Origin of the sequence: Streptomyces sp. ISL-99, from assembly GCF_018614005.1 — a bacterium.
Classification (GTDB): domain Bacteria; phylum Actinomycetota; class Actinomycetes; order Streptomycetales; family Streptomycetaceae; genus Streptomyces; species Streptomyces flavidovirens.
This window is the reverse complement of the sequence record NZ_JAGGPC010000012.1, coordinates 150,621-166,724: the sequence shown is the minus strand read 5'-3', so window position 1 is coordinate 166,724 and position 16,104 is coordinate 150,621. Positions and strand designations below refer to the sequence as shown.

The 16,104-nt window shown below is 71.4% G+C and carries 18 protein-coding genes and 1 pseudogene; 9 read left to right on the top strand and 10 right to left on the bottom strand.

All coding sequences use genetic code 11. The features are described 5' to 3' along the window. Positions 1 to 75: 75 nt before the first annotated feature. From J7E91_RS07750 to J7E91_RS07745, 3 genes and pseudogenes are all read left to right on the top strand, one after another. A complete protein-coding gene (locus tag J7E91_RS07750) occupies positions 76 to 1,305 on the top strand; it encodes an MFS transporter (RefSeq protein WP_308376211.1) in 1,230 nt (409 codons plus the stop codon). A gap of 183 nt (positions 1,306 to 1,488) precedes the next feature. Continuing rightward, positions 1,489 to 1,629 carry a hypothetical protein gene (locus tag J7E91_RS35775; protein ID WP_251015369.1) on the top strand — a complete coding sequence of 47 codons (141 nt, stop codon included), beginning with the start codon at positions 1,489 to 1,491 and terminating at the stop codon, positions 1,627 to 1,629. Beyond that, a pseudogene (locus J7E91_RS07745) lies at positions 1,608 to 2,609 on the top strand (MFS transporter); the annotation flags it as partial. The gene J7E91_RS35775 and the pseudogene J7E91_RS07745, both read left to right, overlap by 22 nt. Here J7E91_RS07745 and J7E91_RS07740 read toward each other — a convergent pair. The 4 genes from J7E91_RS07740 to J7E91_RS07725 form a co-directional block, all read right to left on the bottom strand. Beyond that, positions 2,599 to 3,207, bottom strand: a complete 609-nt coding sequence (locus tag J7E91_RS07740; protein WP_214900443.1) for a flavin reductase family protein — start codon at positions 3,205 to 3,207, stop codon at positions 2,599 to 2,601. The pseudogene J7E91_RS07745 and the gene J7E91_RS07740 overlap by 11 nt on opposite strands. A gap of 66 nt (positions 3,208 to 3,273) precedes the next feature. Next, positions 3,274 to 4,101 carry an enoyl-CoA hydratase/isomerase family protein gene (locus J7E91_RS07735; protein ID WP_214900191.1) on the bottom strand — a complete coding sequence of 276 codons (828 nt, stop codon included), beginning with the start codon at positions 4,099 to 4,101 and terminating at the stop codon, positions 3,274 to 3,276. A gap of 264 nt (positions 4,102 to 4,365) precedes the next feature. Further along, complete coding sequence (locus J7E91_RS07730) at positions 4,366 to 6,600, bottom strand: acetate--CoA ligase family protein (RefSeq protein WP_214900189.1); 2,235 nt, start codon at positions 6,598 to 6,600, stop codon at positions 4,366 to 4,368. Between the two features lie 166 nt (positions 6,601 to 6,766). Beyond that, entirely contained in the window at positions 6,767 to 7,672 is a 906-nt protein-coding gene (locus J7E91_RS07725; RefSeq protein WP_214900187.1) for a sigma-70 family RNA polymerase sigma factor, read from the bottom strand. A 75-nt stretch (positions 7,673 to 7,747) separates the two neighbouring features. Between J7E91_RS07725 and J7E91_RS07720 the strand changes: the two genes are divergently transcribed. Further along, the gene (locus tag J7E91_RS07720) at positions 7,748 to 8,203 is read left to right on the top strand and encodes a carboxymuconolactone decarboxylase family protein (RefSeq protein ID WP_214900185.1); all 456 of its coding nucleotides are present in this window, start codon (positions 7,748 to 7,750) and stop codon (positions 8,201 to 8,203) included. Positions 8,204 to 8,241: 38 nt separating this feature from the next. Here J7E91_RS07720 and J7E91_RS07715 read toward each other — a convergent pair whose 3' ends face one another. Then, positions 8,242 to 9,411 carry an NAD(P)/FAD-dependent oxidoreductase gene (locus tag J7E91_RS07715; protein ID WP_251015308.1) on the bottom strand — a complete coding sequence of 390 codons (1,170 nt, stop codon included), beginning with the start codon at positions 9,409 to 9,411 and terminating at the stop codon, positions 8,242 to 8,244. 266 nt (positions 9,412 to 9,677) lie between these two features. Between J7E91_RS07715 and J7E91_RS07710 the strand changes: the two genes are divergently transcribed. Next, positions 9,678 to 10,115 (top strand): Zn-ribbon domain-containing OB-fold protein, encoded by a 438-nt coding sequence (locus J7E91_RS07710; RefSeq protein ID WP_214900182.1) that lies wholly within the window; start codon positions 9,678 to 9,680, stop codon positions 10,113 to 10,115. Here the strand turns inward: J7E91_RS07710 and J7E91_RS07705 are convergent. Further along, the gene (locus J7E91_RS07705) at positions 10,091 to 10,498 is read right to left on the bottom strand and encodes a hypothetical protein (protein WP_214900180.1); all 408 of its coding nucleotides are present in this window, start codon (positions 10,496 to 10,498) and stop codon (positions 10,091 to 10,093) included. The genes J7E91_RS07710 and J7E91_RS07705 overlap by 25 nt on opposite strands. A gap of 111 nt (positions 10,499 to 10,609) precedes the next feature. Between J7E91_RS07705 and J7E91_RS07700 the strand changes: the two genes are divergently transcribed. Both J7E91_RS07700 and J7E91_RS07695 read left to right on the top strand, forming a co-directional pair. After that, positions 10,610 to 11,398, top strand: coding sequence for a helix-turn-helix transcriptional regulator (locus J7E91_RS07700; RefSeq protein WP_308376167.1), 789 nt, complete (start codon positions 10,610 to 10,612; stop codon positions 11,396 to 11,398). After that, on the top strand, positions 11,395 to 11,583 hold the full coding sequence (locus tag J7E91_RS07695) for a DUF397 domain-containing protein (protein ID WP_214900178.1): 189 nt from the start codon (positions 11,395 to 11,397) through the stop codon (positions 11,581 to 11,583). Before J7E91_RS07700 ends, J7E91_RS07695 begins: the two co-directional genes overlap by 4 nt. A gap of 4 nt (positions 11,584 to 11,587) precedes the next feature. Here J7E91_RS07695 and J7E91_RS07690 read toward each other — a convergent pair whose 3' ends face one another. From J7E91_RS07690 to J7E91_RS07680, 3 genes are all read right to left on the bottom strand, one after another. After that, positions 11,588 to 12,172 (bottom strand): hypothetical protein, encoded by a 585-nt coding sequence (locus J7E91_RS07690; RefSeq protein ID WP_214900176.1) that lies wholly within the window; start codon positions 12,170 to 12,172, stop codon positions 11,588 to 11,590. Positions 12,173 to 12,181: 9 nt separating this feature from the next. Then, positions 12,182 to 13,093, bottom strand: a complete 912-nt coding sequence (htpX, locus tag J7E91_RS07685; protein WP_214900174.1) for a zinc metalloprotease HtpX — start codon at positions 13,091 to 13,093, stop codon at positions 12,182 to 12,184. Between the two features lie 77 nt (positions 13,094 to 13,170). Further along, entirely contained in the window at positions 13,171 to 13,839 is a 669-nt protein-coding gene (locus tag J7E91_RS07680) for a pyridoxal 5'-phosphate synthase (protein ID WP_214900172.1), read from the bottom strand. Positions 13,840 to 13,926: 87 nt separating this feature from the next. Between J7E91_RS07680 and J7E91_RS07675 the strand changes: the two genes are divergently transcribed. Further along, entirely contained in the window at positions 13,927 to 14,406 is a 480-nt protein-coding gene (locus J7E91_RS07675) for a hypothetical protein (RefSeq protein WP_214900170.1), read from the top strand. Continuing rightward, positions 14,403 to 14,819: a hypothetical protein gene (locus J7E91_RS07670; protein WP_251015307.1), complete on the top strand. Its 417-nt coding sequence runs from the start codon at positions 14,403 to 14,405 to the stop codon at positions 14,817 to 14,819. Before J7E91_RS07675 ends, J7E91_RS07670 begins: the two co-directional genes overlap by 4 nt. Here the strand turns inward: J7E91_RS07670 and J7E91_RS07665 are convergent. Continuing rightward, positions 14,816 to 15,997: an acetyl-CoA acetyltransferase gene (locus J7E91_RS07665; RefSeq protein WP_214900168.1), complete on the bottom strand. Its 1,182-nt coding sequence runs from the start codon at positions 15,995 to 15,997 to the stop codon at positions 14,816 to 14,818. The genes J7E91_RS07670 and J7E91_RS07665 overlap by 4 nt on opposite strands. Positions 15,998 to 16,104 lie beyond the last annotated feature (107 nt).

Sequence of the window (16,104 nt, the reverse complement as noted above, 5' to 3'; positions counted from 1 at the left end):
TATTCGCTGGCTGGTATAGACCTCCAGCTGGTACATGTCTCGGCTGTGACGGACAAGCGCGCAGCAGCCCAGGACATTCCCGAGACGGCACGAACGTCGCAAGCGGCGGCCTCCCCAGGCCTCTGGAACCGTAACTTCCGGCTCTTCTTCGTGGCCCGCACGGTCGCCGTCTTCGGCGACGGCATGGTCCCCGTCGCGCTCGCGGCGGGCCTGCTCGGCGCGGGCCGGCCCGGTTCGTCCGTCGGCTACGCCCTCGCCGCGTGGATCGGCCCCTTCGCGGTGCTGGTCCTCTTCGGCGGCGTACTCGCGGACCGCTTCACGCCCCGCCGGATGATGATCCTCGCGGACGGGCTGCGGCTGGCCGGCGCCTCGGTGCTCGCACTGTCCTTCGCGGCCGGTGCCCCGTCGGTGTGGGTGGTGTACGGGCTGAGCGCGGTCAGCGGCGTGGGCGCGGCGCTCTTCCAGCCCGGAGTCGCTTCGACCGTGCCGCGCATCGCTCAGGACGTACAGCGGGCGAACGCGGTCCTGCGCGTCTGCGAGGCGCTCATGACCATGGCCGGGCCGGCCTTCGCGGGGATCGTGGTCGGTCTTTCGGGCGGTGCGGGGGCGGTCTTCGCCGCGAACGCCGCGACCTTCGGGGTGAGCGGACTCTGCCTGTTCCTGCTGCGGCTGCCGCCCGCCGGAGACCCGGTCGAGCGCGGCTCGCTGCTGGCCGAACTGGTCGACGGGTGGCACGAGTTCACTTCACGCAGCTGGCTGTGGGGTGTGATCGCGATCTGGACGGTGTACGGGCTGACCGTGGCCGGTCCGATGCTGCCGCTGACGGCGGTCCTGGTGACCGAGGCGCACGGCTCGGGTACGTACGGCGCTCTGATGGCGGTCAACGGTGCGGGCAGCGTCGCGGGCGGCCTGCTGGCGCTGCGCCTGCGGCCGGTGCGTCCGCTGGCGGCGGGGGCGGTGGCGCTGCTGGGAGTCGTGGTGAACCTGCTGGTGCTGGGGCTGAACATGTCCGTACTCGCCCTGGCCGTCGGCCAGTTCGTCGGCGGTGCGGCTTTCGCGTTCTGGCTGGTGATGTGGTCCACGACGGTCCAGACGCACGTCCCGCCCGACGCGCTGAACCGGCTGCACGCGTACGACGTGTCCGGATCGCTGCTGATGATGGCGGCGGGGCGGGCGCTGGCGGGCCCGGTGGCGGAGACGGTGGGCGCGGAGAGGGTGCTGCTGGCGGGTGTGGTGGTGATGCTGGGGGCGGTCGGGGTGCTGTTGGGAGCCCGGCCGATACGAGAGCTGAGGCGGGTGGGGTGAGGGGCGTGGGGTGAGGTGCGTGCGGTGGGGCGGGTGGGGTGAAGCGCGTGGAGGACCTCGTGACCGACCGTCGCCCCCCTAGTCCCCCCTCGTCCCCTCGCGTCCACCTCGTGCCCCGATCCTTGCGAACCATGGCCCCCCGGCCACTCGTCCGTGATCTCGACCGGCCCGAAGCTGAGTGGCGTGACCCAGACAACCGAAGCCGCCGCGCACGCCGACCCCGAGGCCCCCGGCCCCCGCCCGCCGTGGAGCCGCAGGATGTCACCGCACCGGGCGTGGTTCGTGGCGGCGGTGGCCTTTGTGTCGCCGCCGGCGCCCTGCTGAGCGTCTGGATGACGGCGAGCTGGCAGCTGATGCTCTACTGGGGCCTGCTCGTCGGCCTCGGCACCGGCTCGATGGCGATGGCCTTCTCCGCGACGGTCACCAACCGCTGGTTCGTCGCCCGCCGGGGCCTGGTGACCGGTGTCCTGACGGCCGCGGGCGCGTCCGGTCAGCTGGTTTTCCTCCCGCTCTGCGCCTGGATCGTCGAGAACCACGGCTGGCGGCCCGCCTCCGTCACGGTCGCGCTCGCCGCACTGGTCGTCGTCCCGTTCGTGTGGCTGCTGCTGCGCGACCATCCGGCGGACGTGGGACTGGCCCCGTACGGCGGGAAGTTCGTCCCGAAGCCGGAGCCCCGGACGGGCGCGGCGAAGCGGACGGTCGCGGTCCTCTTCGCGGCGGCCAGGACCGGGCCCTTCTGGCTGCTGGCCGGCACCTTCGCCATCTGCGGCGCGTCGACGAACGGCCTCATCCGTACCCACTTCGTACCCTCGGCCCACGATCACGGCATGCCGATCACCGCGGCCGCGTCACTGCTCGCCGTCATAGGTATCTTCGACGTCGTCGGCACGATCGCCTCCGGCTGGCTGACCGACCGCTTCGAGGCGCGCCGCCTGCTGGCCGTGTACTACGCGCTGCGCGGCGTCTCGCTGCCCTTCCTGCCGATGCTGATGGCCCCGGCCGTCCACCCGCCGATGATCTTCTTCATCGTCTTCTACGGCCTGGACTGGGTGGCCACGGTTCCGCCGACCCTCGCCCTGTGCCGTGAGCAGTACGGCGACGACTCCGCGATCGTCTTCGGCTGGGTGCTCGCATCGCACCAGGTGGGCGCGGCGGTGGTCGCCTTCGCGGGCGGTGTGGCGCGGGATGTGTTCGGTTCGTACGACGTGGTCTGGTACGCGGCCGGAGCGCTGTGCGCGGCGGCGGCGCTGATGTCTCTGGTGATCCGCCGGAAGCCCGCGCCGGTCGGTGAACCTACGCGATGAACCGGCCGAACCTGCCCCGGTGGAACAGCAGGGGCTCCCCGTCGTCGGACCCGCCGAGCGCCTCCACCCGGCCGACGACGATCAGGTGGTCACCGCCCGTGTGCACGGCCTGGACGCGGCAGTCGATCCAGGCCGGTACGGAGTCGAGCAGCGGCGACCGGGTGACGGGCGCCGCCCGGTAACCGACGCCCGCGAACTTGTTCGCCCCGCTCACCGCGAAGCCCCGGCACAGCTCGCCCTGGTCCGCGCCGAGGATGTTGACGCAGAAGACGCCGGCGCGGGCTATGCGTGGCCAGGTTGTCGACGTACGGGCGACCATGAAGGTGACCAGGGGCGGGTCGAGGGAGAGGGAGGCGAAGGACTGGCAGGCGAAGCCGGCGGGGGCCGTCTCGTCGTCCTCGTCGGCGCCGCCGGGGGCGGTGACGACGGTTACTCCGCTGGCGAAGTGGCCGAGTACGGAACGGAATTCGGCCGGATCGACCGGTAGCCGCTCGTCCGCGCCGACGGCCCGCAGGTCGGGGCGCGGGAGCGCGTCGTAGGGTTCGGCGCCCGTGGGGGCGCCGACCGACCTGAGGTATCGGACGGCGGTGGCCGCCATCCCCGCGTGTCCCATCACACCAGCCATTGAACCTGACGATCCGTCAGGTTGGAAGGGCCTGCGGCCTCACAGGCCCCGGTACTTGGGGGTGCGCCGCTCCACGAAGCTGGCCACTCCCTCGGTCGCGTCCGCCGTCGTCATGTTGATCTCCTGGGCGGCGGCCTCGGCGGCGAAGGCGGTGGCCCGGTCGACGTCGAGGGAGGCGTTGACGAGCTGCTTGGCGAGGGTGATCGACCGGGTCGGGCCGCCTGCGAGCCGCTCGGCCCAGGCGCGGGCGGTCCCGGTCAGTTCGTCGTCCGACACGACGCGGTTGACCAGGCCGAGCCGCTCGGCCTCGGCGGCCGGGACCGAGTCCCCGAAGAACATCAGCTCCTTCGCGCGCTGGGGCCCGATGAGCCGGGGCAGGAGGTACGCTCCGCCGCCGTCGGGGACCAGTCCGCGCCGTACGAAGACTTCGATGAACTTGGCGGACTCGGCGGCCAGTACGAGATCACAGGCGAACGCGAGGTGGGCGCCGATCCCGGCGGCGGTGCCGTTGACGGCGGCGATCACGGGCTTCTCGCAGTCCAGTACCGCACTGATGAGCCGCTGCGCGCCGAGCCGGATCGTACGGGCGACATCGCCCGCCACCCGGTCCCCGCTGCTCGCCGGGGCCCCGCGCAGATCGGCTCCCGCGCAGAAGCCCTTGCCGGTGGCGGTGATGACGACGGCGCGGACGGTGGGGTCGGCGGAGGCGGCGGTGAGGAGCGAGATGAGGTGGTCGCGTTGGTGGGGGGTGAGGGCGTTCAGGGCGGCGGGGCGGTTGAGCGTGATCCAGGAGACGTTGTTGTCGGTGGCGTGCCGGATCGATGCGTCGGATGCGTCGGATGCGTCGAGGGGGGAATCGGTCGTCATGGGCTCGCTCCTGGTGGTGGGGGGGCGTGTGGCGGGTGCGGTGCGGGTTGCCTGCGGCGCTGTTCCCCTACCCGGGAAAGCCCCGCGCAGCGGCACCGCACCTCCGCCCGGCCCGCGCCCCCGCGCGGCCGTACCGCTCCCGCGTCGGGCCGCGCCCGCGCAGCGGCACCGTTTCGCCCGCGCCGGGGTTGCCGGGCCTCCCCCGACGGGGGCACCGGGCGCGCACCCAGCAGCCGCCCAGCACCACCCGCACCCCCGCCCCCCTCACCGGCACACCGCCAACGCATCCAGCGCCACCGCCCCCTGCCCGCGCGGCAGGACCATCAGGGGGTTGATGTCCAGCTCCGAGAGGTCGTCGCCCAGTTCCAGGGCCATCCGCTGGACCCGCAGCACGACCTCCACCAACGCGTCCACATCGGCCGGCGGCGCCCCCCGTACGCCCTCCAGCAGCACGTGCCCGCGCAGTTCGCCGAGCATGGCCCGCGCCTGGTCCTCGCCGAACGGGGGCACACGTACCGACGCGTCGCGGAGTACCTCCACCAGCACGCCTCCGAGCCCCACCGTCACCGTCGGCCCGAAGAGCGCGTCCTGTGTCACGCCGACCATCATCTCGACGCCCCGGTCCACCATCTGGCACACCAGGACGCCGTCCAGCCCGATCCCCTCGTACCGCGCGATGTCCGTCAGCTCGCGGTACGCGTCGCGGATCTGGCTGGCGGAGGTGAGTCCCACCTTCACCAGGCCCAGCTCGCTCTTGTGCGCGAGCTGCGGCCCGGACGCCTTCATCACCACCGGGTAGCCGACGAGCCCCGCCGCCCGGACGGCCGCCGCCGCGCTGGTCACCAGTTGCTCGCGCGGCACGCGGATGCCGTACGCCCGCAGCAGTTGCTTCGCCGCGTGTTCGCTCAGCTGCTCGCCGGGGCGCATCAGTGCCTGGGCCTTGCGGAAGGAGGGGGAGGGGGTGCGTGGCGCGTCGTCGAAGGGGGAGCGGTAGGAGGAGGTGAAGCGGTGGTGGGCCAGGTAGGCGCGTACCGCCGAGATGCAGTTGCCGAAGGTACGGAAGGTGGCGACGCGCGACGACCCGAGCAGCGTCTCGCGGTACGCCGCCTCCGTGCCGACCGGCGAGCCCCACACCACGCACACCAGCTTGTCCGTCGCCTCGGCCGCGTCGGCCAGGTCCTGGGCCAGCTTGTCGCTCATGGGAGGGAAGGGACCCGTGATCGGGCAGATCAGGACCCCCACCGCCGGGTCGGCCAGGATCGCGTCGATGATCTTGCGGCCGCGCCAGTCGCCGACCGGATGGCCGCCGTTGTCGACGGGGTTCGCCACGCTCAGATACTCCGGTATCCATTCGTGCAGCTCGGCCTGCTTGGCCGCCGAGAGCTCCGGCAGCCGCAGGCCCGCCGCCGTCGCCAGGTCCGCGAAGTGCGCGCCCGTACCGCCCGAGATCGAGTAGACGACGACACCGTCGGCCACCGGCTTCCGCGCCCGCGCCAAAAGGGCTGCCGTGTCCTGGAGTTCGTCGAGCCCGTCCACGCGGATCACGCCGAACTGCCGCATCGCCGCGTCCACCACCTCGTCCGCGCCGGTCAGCTTGCCGGTGTGCGAGGCGGCCGTACGGGCGCCTGCCTCCGTACGCCCCACCTTGACCGCGACGACCGGCACCCCCTCCCGCGCGGCCCGGTCGGCGGCGAGCAGGAAGGAGCGGCCGTCCTTGAGGCCCTCGACGTAGCAGGCGATCGCGCCGACCTCCGGCCGCTGGGCGAAGTACGAGATGAAGTCGGCGGTCTCCAGGTCCGCCTCGTTGCCGGTGGGCGCCCAGTGGGAGAGGCGTATGCCGAGCTCCTGGAGGGCGTGGACGGGGCGGCCCTGGTGGCCGGACTGGGTGATCAGAGCGATGGCGGGGCCTTCGAGGTCGTCGCGGAACCTCTCGAAGGCGTTGAGGTTGGTGTTCGGCCCGAGCAGCCGTACGCCGGACCGCTCGACCGCGGCCGCCAGCCGCGTCTGGGCGGCGGCGCCGGCCTCGCCCGTCTCGGCGAAGCCGGACGCGAAGGCGACGGCGAACTTCACCTTGGCCTCGGACAGTTCCCCGATCACCGGGACCGGGTCACCGACCAGCAGCACGGCCAGGTCGACCTGCTCGGGCAGGTCACGGACGGAGGAGACGCAGGGCAGTCCGAAGACGGACTCGCGTGTGGGATGGACGGGGTGCAGCCGGGCGCCGACCCGCTCGGCCCAGGCGATCAGCTGCCGGGTGATCCCGGCGTTCGGCCTGCCCTCGGCGTCGGACGCGCCGACGACGGCCACCGACTCGGGCCGGAAGAACCGGTCGAGGTCGGGGACGCAGGCGTACAGCGGCCGGCCGCTGACATCGAGGTCGCCGGCCGCGACGGCGGTGGGGCTCGCCGTGTCGTGGACGGCGGCGTGCGGACTCTCCCCGCAGGCCACAACGCGGGCGCGGAGATCGGTGGTGAGGGTGCCGTGGGTAGATCCAAGCATCGTTTCAGCCCGCTCCTGCTCGTCGGCCGACGTAACTGACGCCTTGTCAGGTTACGCAACTGACGGTCCGTCAGGAATACTGCGACGGGCAAAGCCTGGGGCCGGGCGCGCGCGATACGCGCCACCCGCCCGGCCGCTGTGGGCCCAAGACTGCCCTCCGTACCCGTCAGTCGTCGAGGGCCGGAAGGTCGAGCCGACTGAGGCGCGTGCTGTCGGCGAGGATGTTGATCTCGACGACCTTCCCGTCGGTGATGCTGATGGTGAAGGCCGCGACCGACACCGGCTTCCCGTCCACCGTCGCGACGAGCCCGAGCGCCCCGTTGACGAGGGCCGGGCGCGCGTACGGCGCGAACCGGGAGAACATGAGCGCACGCTCGACCACGGCCCGAGCGCCCTGAACGACCACCGACGCGCCCGGCGTCAGAGCGCCGGCATCGGCCCGCAGGACGACGTCCGGGTCGAGGAGAGCGAGGAGCGCGTCGAAGTCACCGCCGCGCGACGCGGCGAGGAAGGCGTCCACCACCTGCCGCTGCCGGCCGAGGTCTGCTTCCGGCGGCGGTGACCCCTGAACGCGTCGCCGGGCCCGGCTGGCGAGCTGCCGGGTCGCGGCCGGGGTGCGTTCGACGATGGGAGCGATGTCGTCGAAGGGCACGGCGAACATGTCGTGCAGTACGAACGCGAGCCGTTCGGCGGGCGGCAGCGTCTCCAGCACGACGAGGAGCGCGAGGCCCACGGCGTCGGTAAGCAGGGCCTGGTGCTCGGGGTCGGCGCTGTCCGCCCGGCTGACCACGGGATCCGGCACATGTGCGTGCTCGTGCCCGTCGAACGGGTCCAGGTCCTCGCGCCGTGACGTGCGCGAGCGCAGCATGTCCAGGCACACCCGCCCGACGACGGTCGTCAGCCAGCCGCCCAGGTTCTCGACCTCACTTGAGTCGGAGCGGCCGAGCTTCAGCCAGGCCTCCTGAACGGCGTCCTCCGCCTCGCTCAGCGAGCCCAGCATCCGGTAGGCGACGGCGCGCAGGTGCCCGCGGTGGGCCTCGAAGCGCTGCGCCAGAAATTCGTTGTCGTCCATCGGTCACATTCCCCCGGCCGGTTCCGTCAGTGCGGTAACGAACGAAATAGCGAACAGACATGAAGGAGAACAATCATGCAGGCACGGATGCCGAACCCCGCCGTGGTCATCCCCGAGGCCATGCCCGCCATCCTCAGCGTGCTCAAGGCCGCGAAGAAGGGCGGCGTACCGGAGAAGACGCTGGAGCTGGTGCACCTGCGCGCGAGCCAGATCAACGGCTGCGGGGTGTGCGTCGACGGCGGCGCGCGCAGCGCGAAGAAGGCGGGCGAGAGCGACGAACGCCTCCACGCGGTGGCGGCCTGGCGGGAGACGCCCCACTTCACCGACGCCGAACGCGCGGCGCTGGCCCTGTCCGAGGCCGCCACCCGGCTGAGCGACCGGGCCGAGCCGGTGCCGGACGACATCTGGGACGAGGCCGCCAAGCACTACGACGAGAAGCAGCTCGCCGGCCTCGTGCTGTACATCGGCATAACCAATTTCTTCAACCGCCTGAACGTCACCACGAAGCAGGTGGCGGGGGCGGGCTGGTAGAGGCAGCGGCATCCGGCCGCCTCTGAGCGCGCAAGCGCTCAGCAGGTGGCCCGGTGCGCAGCCGCGACCTTCTTGGCGACCTCCTTCGCGATCTTCGTCGCGTCGATGGCCAGTTCGCGGAACATGCCGCTGATGGGGTTGGTGAACCCCGTGAAGTACAGGCCCGGGGCCGTCGGTGGTGTGCGCGCGCCGTGCACCACCGGGCGGCCACGGTCGTCCAGTACGCCGAGGTGGCCCACCAGACCGTCCAGCGCCCGCCGGTAGCCGGTCGCCGCGATCACCGCCTGTGGCGAGATCCGGGTGCCGTCCGCCAGTACGACCTTGTCCCCGTTGAAGGACTCGACCGCCGCCACCGGCTTCACCGCCCCCCGCTTCACCGCGTCGACGAGCCCCACGTCCTGCACCGGAATGGCGCCCTCCTTGACCCGGGAGTAGAGCCCGGTGGCGGGCCGCGGCAGGCCGCGCGCCGAGAGGTCGGGGACCGAGAGCCGGCACATCAGGGCACCGGCCCGGTCCACCAGGGCGACCGGCAGGCGGCGTACGAGAATTCCGGTGGCCTGCGCCGGCCAGCCGGCCGTCGAGCGGCGCACGATGTGCGGGACGGTGCGCACGGCCAGGCGTACGCGCGCCGCTCCGCCCTCCACCAGGTCCACCGCGATCTCCGCCCCCGTGTTGCCCGTACCGACGACCAGAACGTCCTTGCCTTCGTACGGGCGCGGGTTGCGGTACTGCCGGGCGTGCGCCAGTTCGCCGGTGTACGTGTCGCGGCCGGGCCACTCGGGGACGTACGGCGTGTGGTTGTAGCCGGTGGCGATGACCACCGCCGAGCCGGTGAGCTCGCGGCCGCCGGTGGCGTGCAGCAGCCAGCCGCCGCCGTCGGGCGCGGGGTCGATACGGGAGACCTCGACCCCCGTGACGACCTCCAGTTCGTGGAAGTCGGCGTACCTCTCCAGGTACCGGACCACGTTGTCCCGCGACACCCACCGCCCGAACGAGCGCGGCATCGGCAGTCCCGGAAGGCCGGACAGGCGCCGCGTGGTGTGCAGGCGCAGCCGGTCGTAGTGGCCACGCCAGGACGCGCCGACGGAGCCGGACTTCTCCAGTACGACAGCTCGGACGCCCCGCTCGCGCAGGGCTGCGGCGGCGGCGAGTCCGCCCGGTCCGCCACCTATGACGTAGACGGGGTGGTCGTGAGTGGTATTGGCCATGATTCGGAGCGTAATCGCGCACATCGTTGATGGGTCTCGGTCAAGACCGAAATCGGTTGCGAATCGATCACGGTGAGTGCTCGCCGCCACTGCCCCTTGCGCGCAGCCCCCGCATGCGCTGAACTGACACACCGTCAGATCGGTGGGATGGGCGAAGGTGGGGGGAGCGGGTTGCAGACCATCGGGCTCGGCGGCGCGGAGTGGCTCGCCGTCTTCGCCATGTCCTGGCAGACGTGGTCCCTCGACCACGCGATCGGACTCTTCCGATGAGCGCGAGTGGGAGCGGCGCGGCGACGCCCGACATCGACGCGTTCACGCGCCCCTACTGGGACGCCGCCGCCGAAGGCCGCCTGCTGCTGCGCCGCTGCCGCGCCTGCGCCAGGCCGCACCACTACCCGCGCGAGTTCTGCCCGTACTGCTGGAGCGAGGACGTCGACTGGGAGCGGGCGAGCGGGCGCGCCACGCTCTACACCTGGTCGGTCGTCCACCGCAACGACCTCCCGCCCTTCGGGGCCCGCGTCCCGTACGTCGCCGCAGTCGTCGACCTCGCGGAAGGGCCGCGCATGATGACGGAGGTCGTCGACTGCGAGGAGTCCGGCCTCGGCGTCGGCATGGAGTTGCGGGTGGCCTTTCGGCGGGGCGAGGGGACGGAGATGGTTCCGGTGTTCCGCCCGGCCCGTCAGTCCTCGTCCGGGACCAGCTGAGCCATCACCACTCCGTACAGCAGCTCCGGGTCCACGAACTCCCCCTCCTGCGGCGCCCCGCACCGCCAGCTCAGCGGATACGTGTTGCCGTCCGGCGCCGGGATTCCCACGTACTGGTCCCTGGCGGCCGGGCCGAAGCACCTGGCCCCAGGCGGCCAGTCGTACTCCTTGCTCGATCCGGGTGGGATCAGGAAGTACGTCCACCGCCCGCCCGCGATCTCCCGCACGACCGGTCCGGGTTCGCCGTCGGTGAGGGTGTCGAGGTGCTGAAGCACCGCCTCGCCCCGTACGCCCCGCAGGCGGATGGCGTCGAAGTGGATGCCGGTGAGGTGGAGTTGATGCCCCGCGGAAGGTACCCAATCGGGGAGTTTCTCGATCGTCATGCCTACGAGCATCCTGGCGGTTGCGTAGCGTGACCAGGAGGATGCGGTCCACATCTACGCGATGTGGTGAGGGTGGTGGTGGCTGTGGGGACGAGTGGTGAGCCTTCGCAGGTGCGGAAGCTTGTGGGGGATCTGATTCGTATCCACCGGGTGCGGGCGGGGCTCACGCAGAAGGACTCGGCGGAGAAGCTGTTGATCTCGGAGTCGCTGATGGGAGCGATCGAGCGGGCGGAACGCATTCCGGCGCTGGACCTCCTGCGGGACGCGGATCAAGTCTTCGGTGCGGGCGGCGCGTTGAAGGCGTGCATGGAGCTGGTGGAGGAGGAGAAGTACCCGCCGAAGTTTCTGGACTGGGTACGGCTGGAACGGCAGGCGCGGGTCATCAGCGCGTACGAGACGATGCTGATCCCGGGGCTGCTCCAGACGGAGGGGTACGCGCGCTCGCTGTACGAGGCCCGAGTACCGGCGTACACCGAGGAGGAGATCCTCCGGCACGTCGAGGCGAGGCTGGAGCGGCAGGCGGTGCTGACGCGTACGCCTCCGCCGCGCGTCGGGTTCGTCATCGAGGAGTCGGTGCTGGAGCGGTCGCTCGGGGGTGCGGAGGTGCTCAAGGAGCAGCTCTGGCATCTGCTGGACTGCATGCGGACGATGAACCACCTGACCATGCAGGTGATGCCGACTCGGCAGCACACACACGCGGGACTGATGGGGCCGATGCAGTTGATGTGCACGGAAGAAGGCCGCAGTCTGGTGTACGTCGAGGCACAGGGCGGCGGTAGGTTGTTCTCCAAGCCCGAGCAGGTAGGCGATCTGTTCGACCTCTTCGGCATCCTGCGGGCCCAGGCGCTCAATCCCTGGAAGTCCGCAGAGCTCATCGAGACGAAGGCAGGGCAACTGTGAACACCGGACCCGAGCTGGCCTGGTTCAAGTCCAGCTACAGCGGCAACGAGGGCGAAGCCTGCGTAGAGGTCGCCACCTGCCCCCACACCGTCCACGTCCGCGACTCCAAGGTCACCGACGGTCCCACCTTCACCGTCACCCCCGCCGCCTGGACCGCGTTCCTCACCGGCGCCGTCACCGGCTGACCGTTCACAGCCCCGGCGCCCCCCACACCGGGAACCACCGAGCGAGGTCCTTCTCCACCCGGAGGTCGTCGCCCAGTGCCGCCCTGACCTGCAACTCCAGCTGGTTGTCGCGTTTCTCCTCGCCGCCCGGCAGCGGCGCGAACGGATAGAACGTGCCGCGCTTGTAGAGGTAGACCAGGGCCAGCGGTCGGTCCTCCGCGTCCCGGAAGCCGATCAGGGAGCACAGCAGGTGCGAGCCGAAGCCGCCGTCCTGGAGCAGGGTGTTGACCGCGTGCAGGTCGTTGACCAGGGCGGCCGTGTCGTCGGGGGTGTGGCGGGCGAGCAGCCAGGTGTATCCGTACGCGTCCCGGCTGAACTCCACCGGGACCCCGCCCCGGCCGGTGTCCGCGTCGAGGAGTTCCCGTACGTCCTGCTGGATACGGGCGAAGCTGCCGCCCTCCACGCCCGCGAAGCACACCGAGCCGCGACCGGTGGGGGCGAAGCCCACGCCCGCCTGGAGGGTGAGGGCGGCGGAGGGGACGGCGAAGAGCTGGTCGAGGTCGGGGCGGACCGGTTTGCTCCGGCCCAGGAGGGAGTCGAGGAGACCCATGAACGTTCCTTACGGCCGGGACAGGTCGGCGGAGATGCGGGCGAGCTGGTCGAGGCGCTGTTCGAGCGTCGGGTGCGAGGAGATCAGCCGGCCCAGGCTGTCCTTGGAGGCGAACGCGGGCACGAAGTAGAAGGCGTTGTACGGCTCCGCCTTCCGCAGGTCCTGCGTCGGGATCCGTGCCATCTGACTGTCGACCTTGGTGAGGGCGGAGGCGAGCGCCGACGGACGACCGGTGAGCAGCGCGGCGGCGCGGTCGGCGGACAGCTCGCGGTAGCGGGAGAGCAGCCGGGTCAGCAGGAAGCTCAGCGCGTACACCACCGCGCTGATCAGCGGGATCAGCATGATCGCGATGCCGACGGGGTCGCTGCTCCGGTTGTTGCGGGCGAAGCCACCCCACAAGGCGACACGGGTGATGACGCCCGCGAGCACCCCGAGGAACGAGGCGATCGTCATGACTGCGACATCGCGGTGGGCGACGTGCGACATCTCGTGGGCGAGGACGCCCTCCAGCTCCTCGGGTTCCAGTCTGCGCAGCAGGCCGGTGGTGGCGCAGACGAGCGCGGTGCGCTCGCCGCGGCCGGTGGCGAAGGCGTTCGGGACGTCGCTCTGGGCGATCGCCACCCGGGGTTTCGGCATGTCGGCCAGTGCGCAGATCCGGTCGATGGTGCCGTGCAGCTCCGGTGCCTCCTCGGGGGTGACTTCCCGGGCGCCCATGCCGTAGGCCGCGATGCGGTCGCTGAACCAGAACTGTGCGATGAACAGGCCGCCCGTGATGAGCAGGATGATCGGCCAGGACCCGCGCAGGGCCGCGAGAAGCACGCCGACGAAGACGACGTACAGCAGTCCGATCAAGAACATCGTGGTGACCATGCGCGTGGTCAGGCCGCTGTCCGGGGCGTATCGGGTGCGAGATCGTGCCACGGTGCCTCCCTTGGCTCACCTGCCTCCCATGATGCCCCTTTTATTGTTGAAATCGGATAAATGCGGCAGTCCGTTCCTCAAGGCCAGAGCAGCTCCCGCACCCACTGCCCGTCGCCGCCCCGCCGGTACCGCAGCCGCACGTGCCGGCGCTTGCCGTCTCCCTGGAAGAACTCCACCTCGGCAGGCTCGACGACGTACAGGGTCCAGGTCGGCGCGTCCGCCTCAGGCTCCGCCTGCGCACGCTCCCACGCGGCCTCCGACGCACGCACCAGATCCTCGTACCGCGGCAGTACTTCGCTCTGCCGCCCCACCAGCGCGGAGGCGAGCGCCCCCGTCGACCGCGCGTGCAGATCGGCCAGGCTCTCCTCCCGCTTCCCGGTGGTCACCGCGCCCCTGACCCGCACTTGCCGGCCCTGCGCCGCCCAGTAGAACCCGAGCGCCGCGTGCGGGTGGGCGGCCAGCTGGCGGCCCTTCGCGCTGGTGGAGTGGGACGCGAAGTGCCAGCCGCGGTCGTCCGCGTCGTGCAGCATCAGCGTCCGTACGTCGGGCAGGCCGTCCTCGTCGACGGTCGCCAGGCTCATGGTGTGCGGCTCGGGCTGCCCGGCGGCGACGGCCTCGGCGAACCAGGTATGGAAGAGCGCGACCGGCTCGGGCGGTGCGGCAGCGGTGTCGAAGGCGGCAAGCTCCGTGTCCCAGACGCGCTGGGAGCGGAGCAGGTCCCGAAAGGCATTCTGTGCGTCGCTCATGGCCCCATTGCACACCGCGCGTCGCAGCGGCCGTCCTGCCACCTTCGGGTGATGACAGTGCGGAACTTTCGAAGTACCTTCAAAGTTATGGGCATCGAAAGCACTGCGGTGAACTTCTCCGAGCTGGTGAACAAGAACAAGCAGACCCTTGCTCGGCTCAAGGAGTCGCCACGCCTGTTGTTGCACCGCAGAGACGGGGAGGACCTCGTCCTCACGACCGCGGCGCGGGCCGAGCAGGACCAGACCGTGGTGTCGGCCGCCACCCGGATGCTGGCCGCGATGGCACGGCGGGAACCCGGCAGCATGGAGCTGCTCCTGGACGTACTGCCGGACGCCTTTCCCTGGGTCCGCTACCTCCCCGAGCCCGACGTCCACGCGTTCGCCATGGAGCTGGTCGACACCATGCGTGCCGCTGACTCCATCGGCAACAGCGCCTCCCTCGCCCAGATGCTCACCGCCTGGCAGCACACCGCCGAGGTCTACTCCGACCCCGAGCTGTTGGCAGCGCTGACCAGGGACCACGGCGAGGACTATGGCCCGGTGCCCGCCCCGCGAGACGTCGCGTGACGGCGGGTCGCGGCGACCGCGCCGCACCCCCCGCACCCGAGGGGCACTGGGAAGTGCGCTTCGCCGACGCGGCCTCGGCCAAGGGCTGGGAGAGCCTCGCCCAGCAGGCCCGGGAGAACACCTTCCGCGCCTGGACGGTCATGCGAATGGATCCCAGGCCGACGGCTGAAACGCCCCGGCACCACCGGCTGAAGGGCAATCTGGCGCACGGTACCCATCGAGGGCAGACCTGCGAGCAGTGGCAGATCGAAGTGACCAGCGGGGGTCGTGTCTGGTACCTCGCGGACACCGCCCGCGACACCTGTGGATCACCTTCGCCGGCACTGGGCACCCGCGGGCCACCGACCGCCGGTGAGCCGGCACCAAAGGTAAGCCAGGGGCGGGCCGGCCTGGTGCTGGGGCCCGACGGCTAGCGTCCCAGCACCAGCGTCCCCGACGAGCAGAACCAGCCGCCCGTCCCCGACGCCACCGCCAGCTCCGGCAGCCCGCCGCCCGCCCTGTGCACCTGGCCTTCGCCCGCCTCGCCGCGCAGTTGCCGTACCGCCTCCACCAGCAGGAACAGGCCCCTCATCCCCGGATGGCAGGCGGACAGGCCGCCGCCGTCGGTGTTCACCGGGAGCCCGCCGTCGCGCAGCAGCCGGCCCTTCTCGACGAACGCGCCCCCGGCGCCCTTCTCGCAGAAGCCGAGATCCTCCAGCGTCACCAGCGTCATGTAGGTGAAGGCGTCGTAGATCTCGGCGAGGTCGATGTCCGACGGACGCACTCCGGCACGCTCGAAGGCGAGGCGCCCGGAGACGGCCGCCGGGGAGACCGTGAAGTCCTCCCACTCGGACATGGTGGTGTGCGATACGGCGGTCCCCGCGCCCAGCACCCAGACCGGTTCCTTCGCCGCGTCCGGTACGTACTCCTGCGCCACCATCAGCACCGCGCAGCCGCCGTCGCTGCGGACGCAGCAGTGCAGCTTGGTGAAGGGGTCGGCGATCAGCGGGCCGGAGAGTACGTCGTCCACCGTCACCGGGTCGCGGAACATCGCGGCGGGGTTCGTGGCCGCGTTCGCCCGCGCCTGGACGGCGACCTCGGCGAGCTGCTCCAGGGTCGTGCCGTACTCGTGCATGTGGCGGCGGGCGGCCATCGCGTACTTGGCGACGAGGGTGTGCCCGTACGGGACTTCGAACTGCAGCGGGCCGCGCGCGCCGAACGAGAGGTTCGCGGTGCGGCGCCGCGCCTTGATGTCGGCGCGGGCCGTCGAGCCGTACACCAGCAGTACGGCGTTGGCATGGCCGGCGGCGATCGCGTCCGCGGCGTGCGCGGCCATGACCTCCCAGGTGGAGCCGCCGACGCTGGTCGAGTCGACCCAGGTGGGGCGCAGCCCCAGGTACTCGGCGACCTCGGCCGGCGCGAGCGTGCCGAGGCCGGCCGACGCGAAGCCGTCGATGACCGACCGGTCGAGCCCGGAGTCGGCGAGGGCGCGGCGGGCGGCCTGGGCGTGCAGGGCGTAGGGGGTGGCGTCGTCGACACGTCCGCAGTCGGAGAGGGCTGTGCCGACGATGGCGGCCTTGCGGCGTGGGTGGACCGGCGGCGTTGACAGCATAAAGCTGACGGTACATCAGCTATAGAGTGCGGGGAGGTGGGAAAGCATCCCTCCCACACCCCTGTGCATCTCACCCCCTCACCCCTAATATGACGGCCCGTCAGTCA

Excerpts from the sequence above, each read along its gene's own strand:
- J7E91_RS07715 (WP_251015308.1), bottom strand. The coding sequence starts at position 9,411 with ATGGCCAATACCACTCACGACCACCCCGTCTACGTCATAGGTGGCGGA.
- J7E91_RS07725 (WP_214900187.1), bottom strand. The coding sequence starts at position 7,672 with ATGGACGACAACGAATTTCTGGCGCAGCGCTTCGAGGCCCACCGCGGG.
- J7E91_RS07690 (WP_214900176.1), bottom strand. The coding sequence starts at position 12,172 with ATGGGTCTCCTCGACTCCCTCCTGGGCCGGAGCAAACCGGTCCGCCCC.
- J7E91_RS07730 (WP_214900189.1), bottom strand. The coding sequence starts at position 6,600 with ATGCTTGGATCTACCCACGGCACCCTCACCACCGATCTCCGCGCCCGC.
- J7E91_RS07710 (WP_214900182.1), top strand. The coding sequence starts at position 9,678 with ATGAGCGCGAGTGGGAGCGGCGCGGCGACGCCCGACATCGACGCGTTC.
- J7E91_RS07735 (WP_214900191.1), bottom strand. The coding sequence starts at position 4,101 with ATGACGACCGATTCCCCCCTCGACGCATCCGACGCATCCGACGCATCG.
- J7E91_RS07720 (WP_214900185.1), top strand. The coding sequence starts at position 7,748 with ATGCAGGCACGGATGCCGAACCCCGCCGTGGTCATCCCCGAGGCCATG.
- J7E91_RS07740 (WP_214900443.1), bottom strand. The coding sequence starts at position 3,207 with ATGGCGGCCACCGCCGTCCGATACCTCAGGTCGGTCGGCGCCCCCACG.
- J7E91_RS07705 (WP_214900180.1), bottom strand. The coding sequence starts at position 10,498 with ATGACGATCGAGAAACTCCCCGATTGGGTACCTTCCGCGGGGCATCAA.
- J7E91_RS07665 (WP_214900168.1), bottom strand. The coding sequence starts at position 15,997 with ATGCTGTCAACGCCGCCGGTCCACCCACGCCGCAAGGCCGCCATCGTC.
- J7E91_RS07680 (WP_214900172.1), bottom strand. The coding sequence starts at position 13,839 with ATGAGCGACGCACAGAATGCCTTTCGGGACCTGCTCCGCTCCCAGCGC.
- J7E91_RS07675 (WP_214900170.1), top strand. The coding sequence starts at position 13,927 with ATGGGCATCGAAAGCACTGCGGTGAACTTCTCCGAGCTGGTGAACAAG.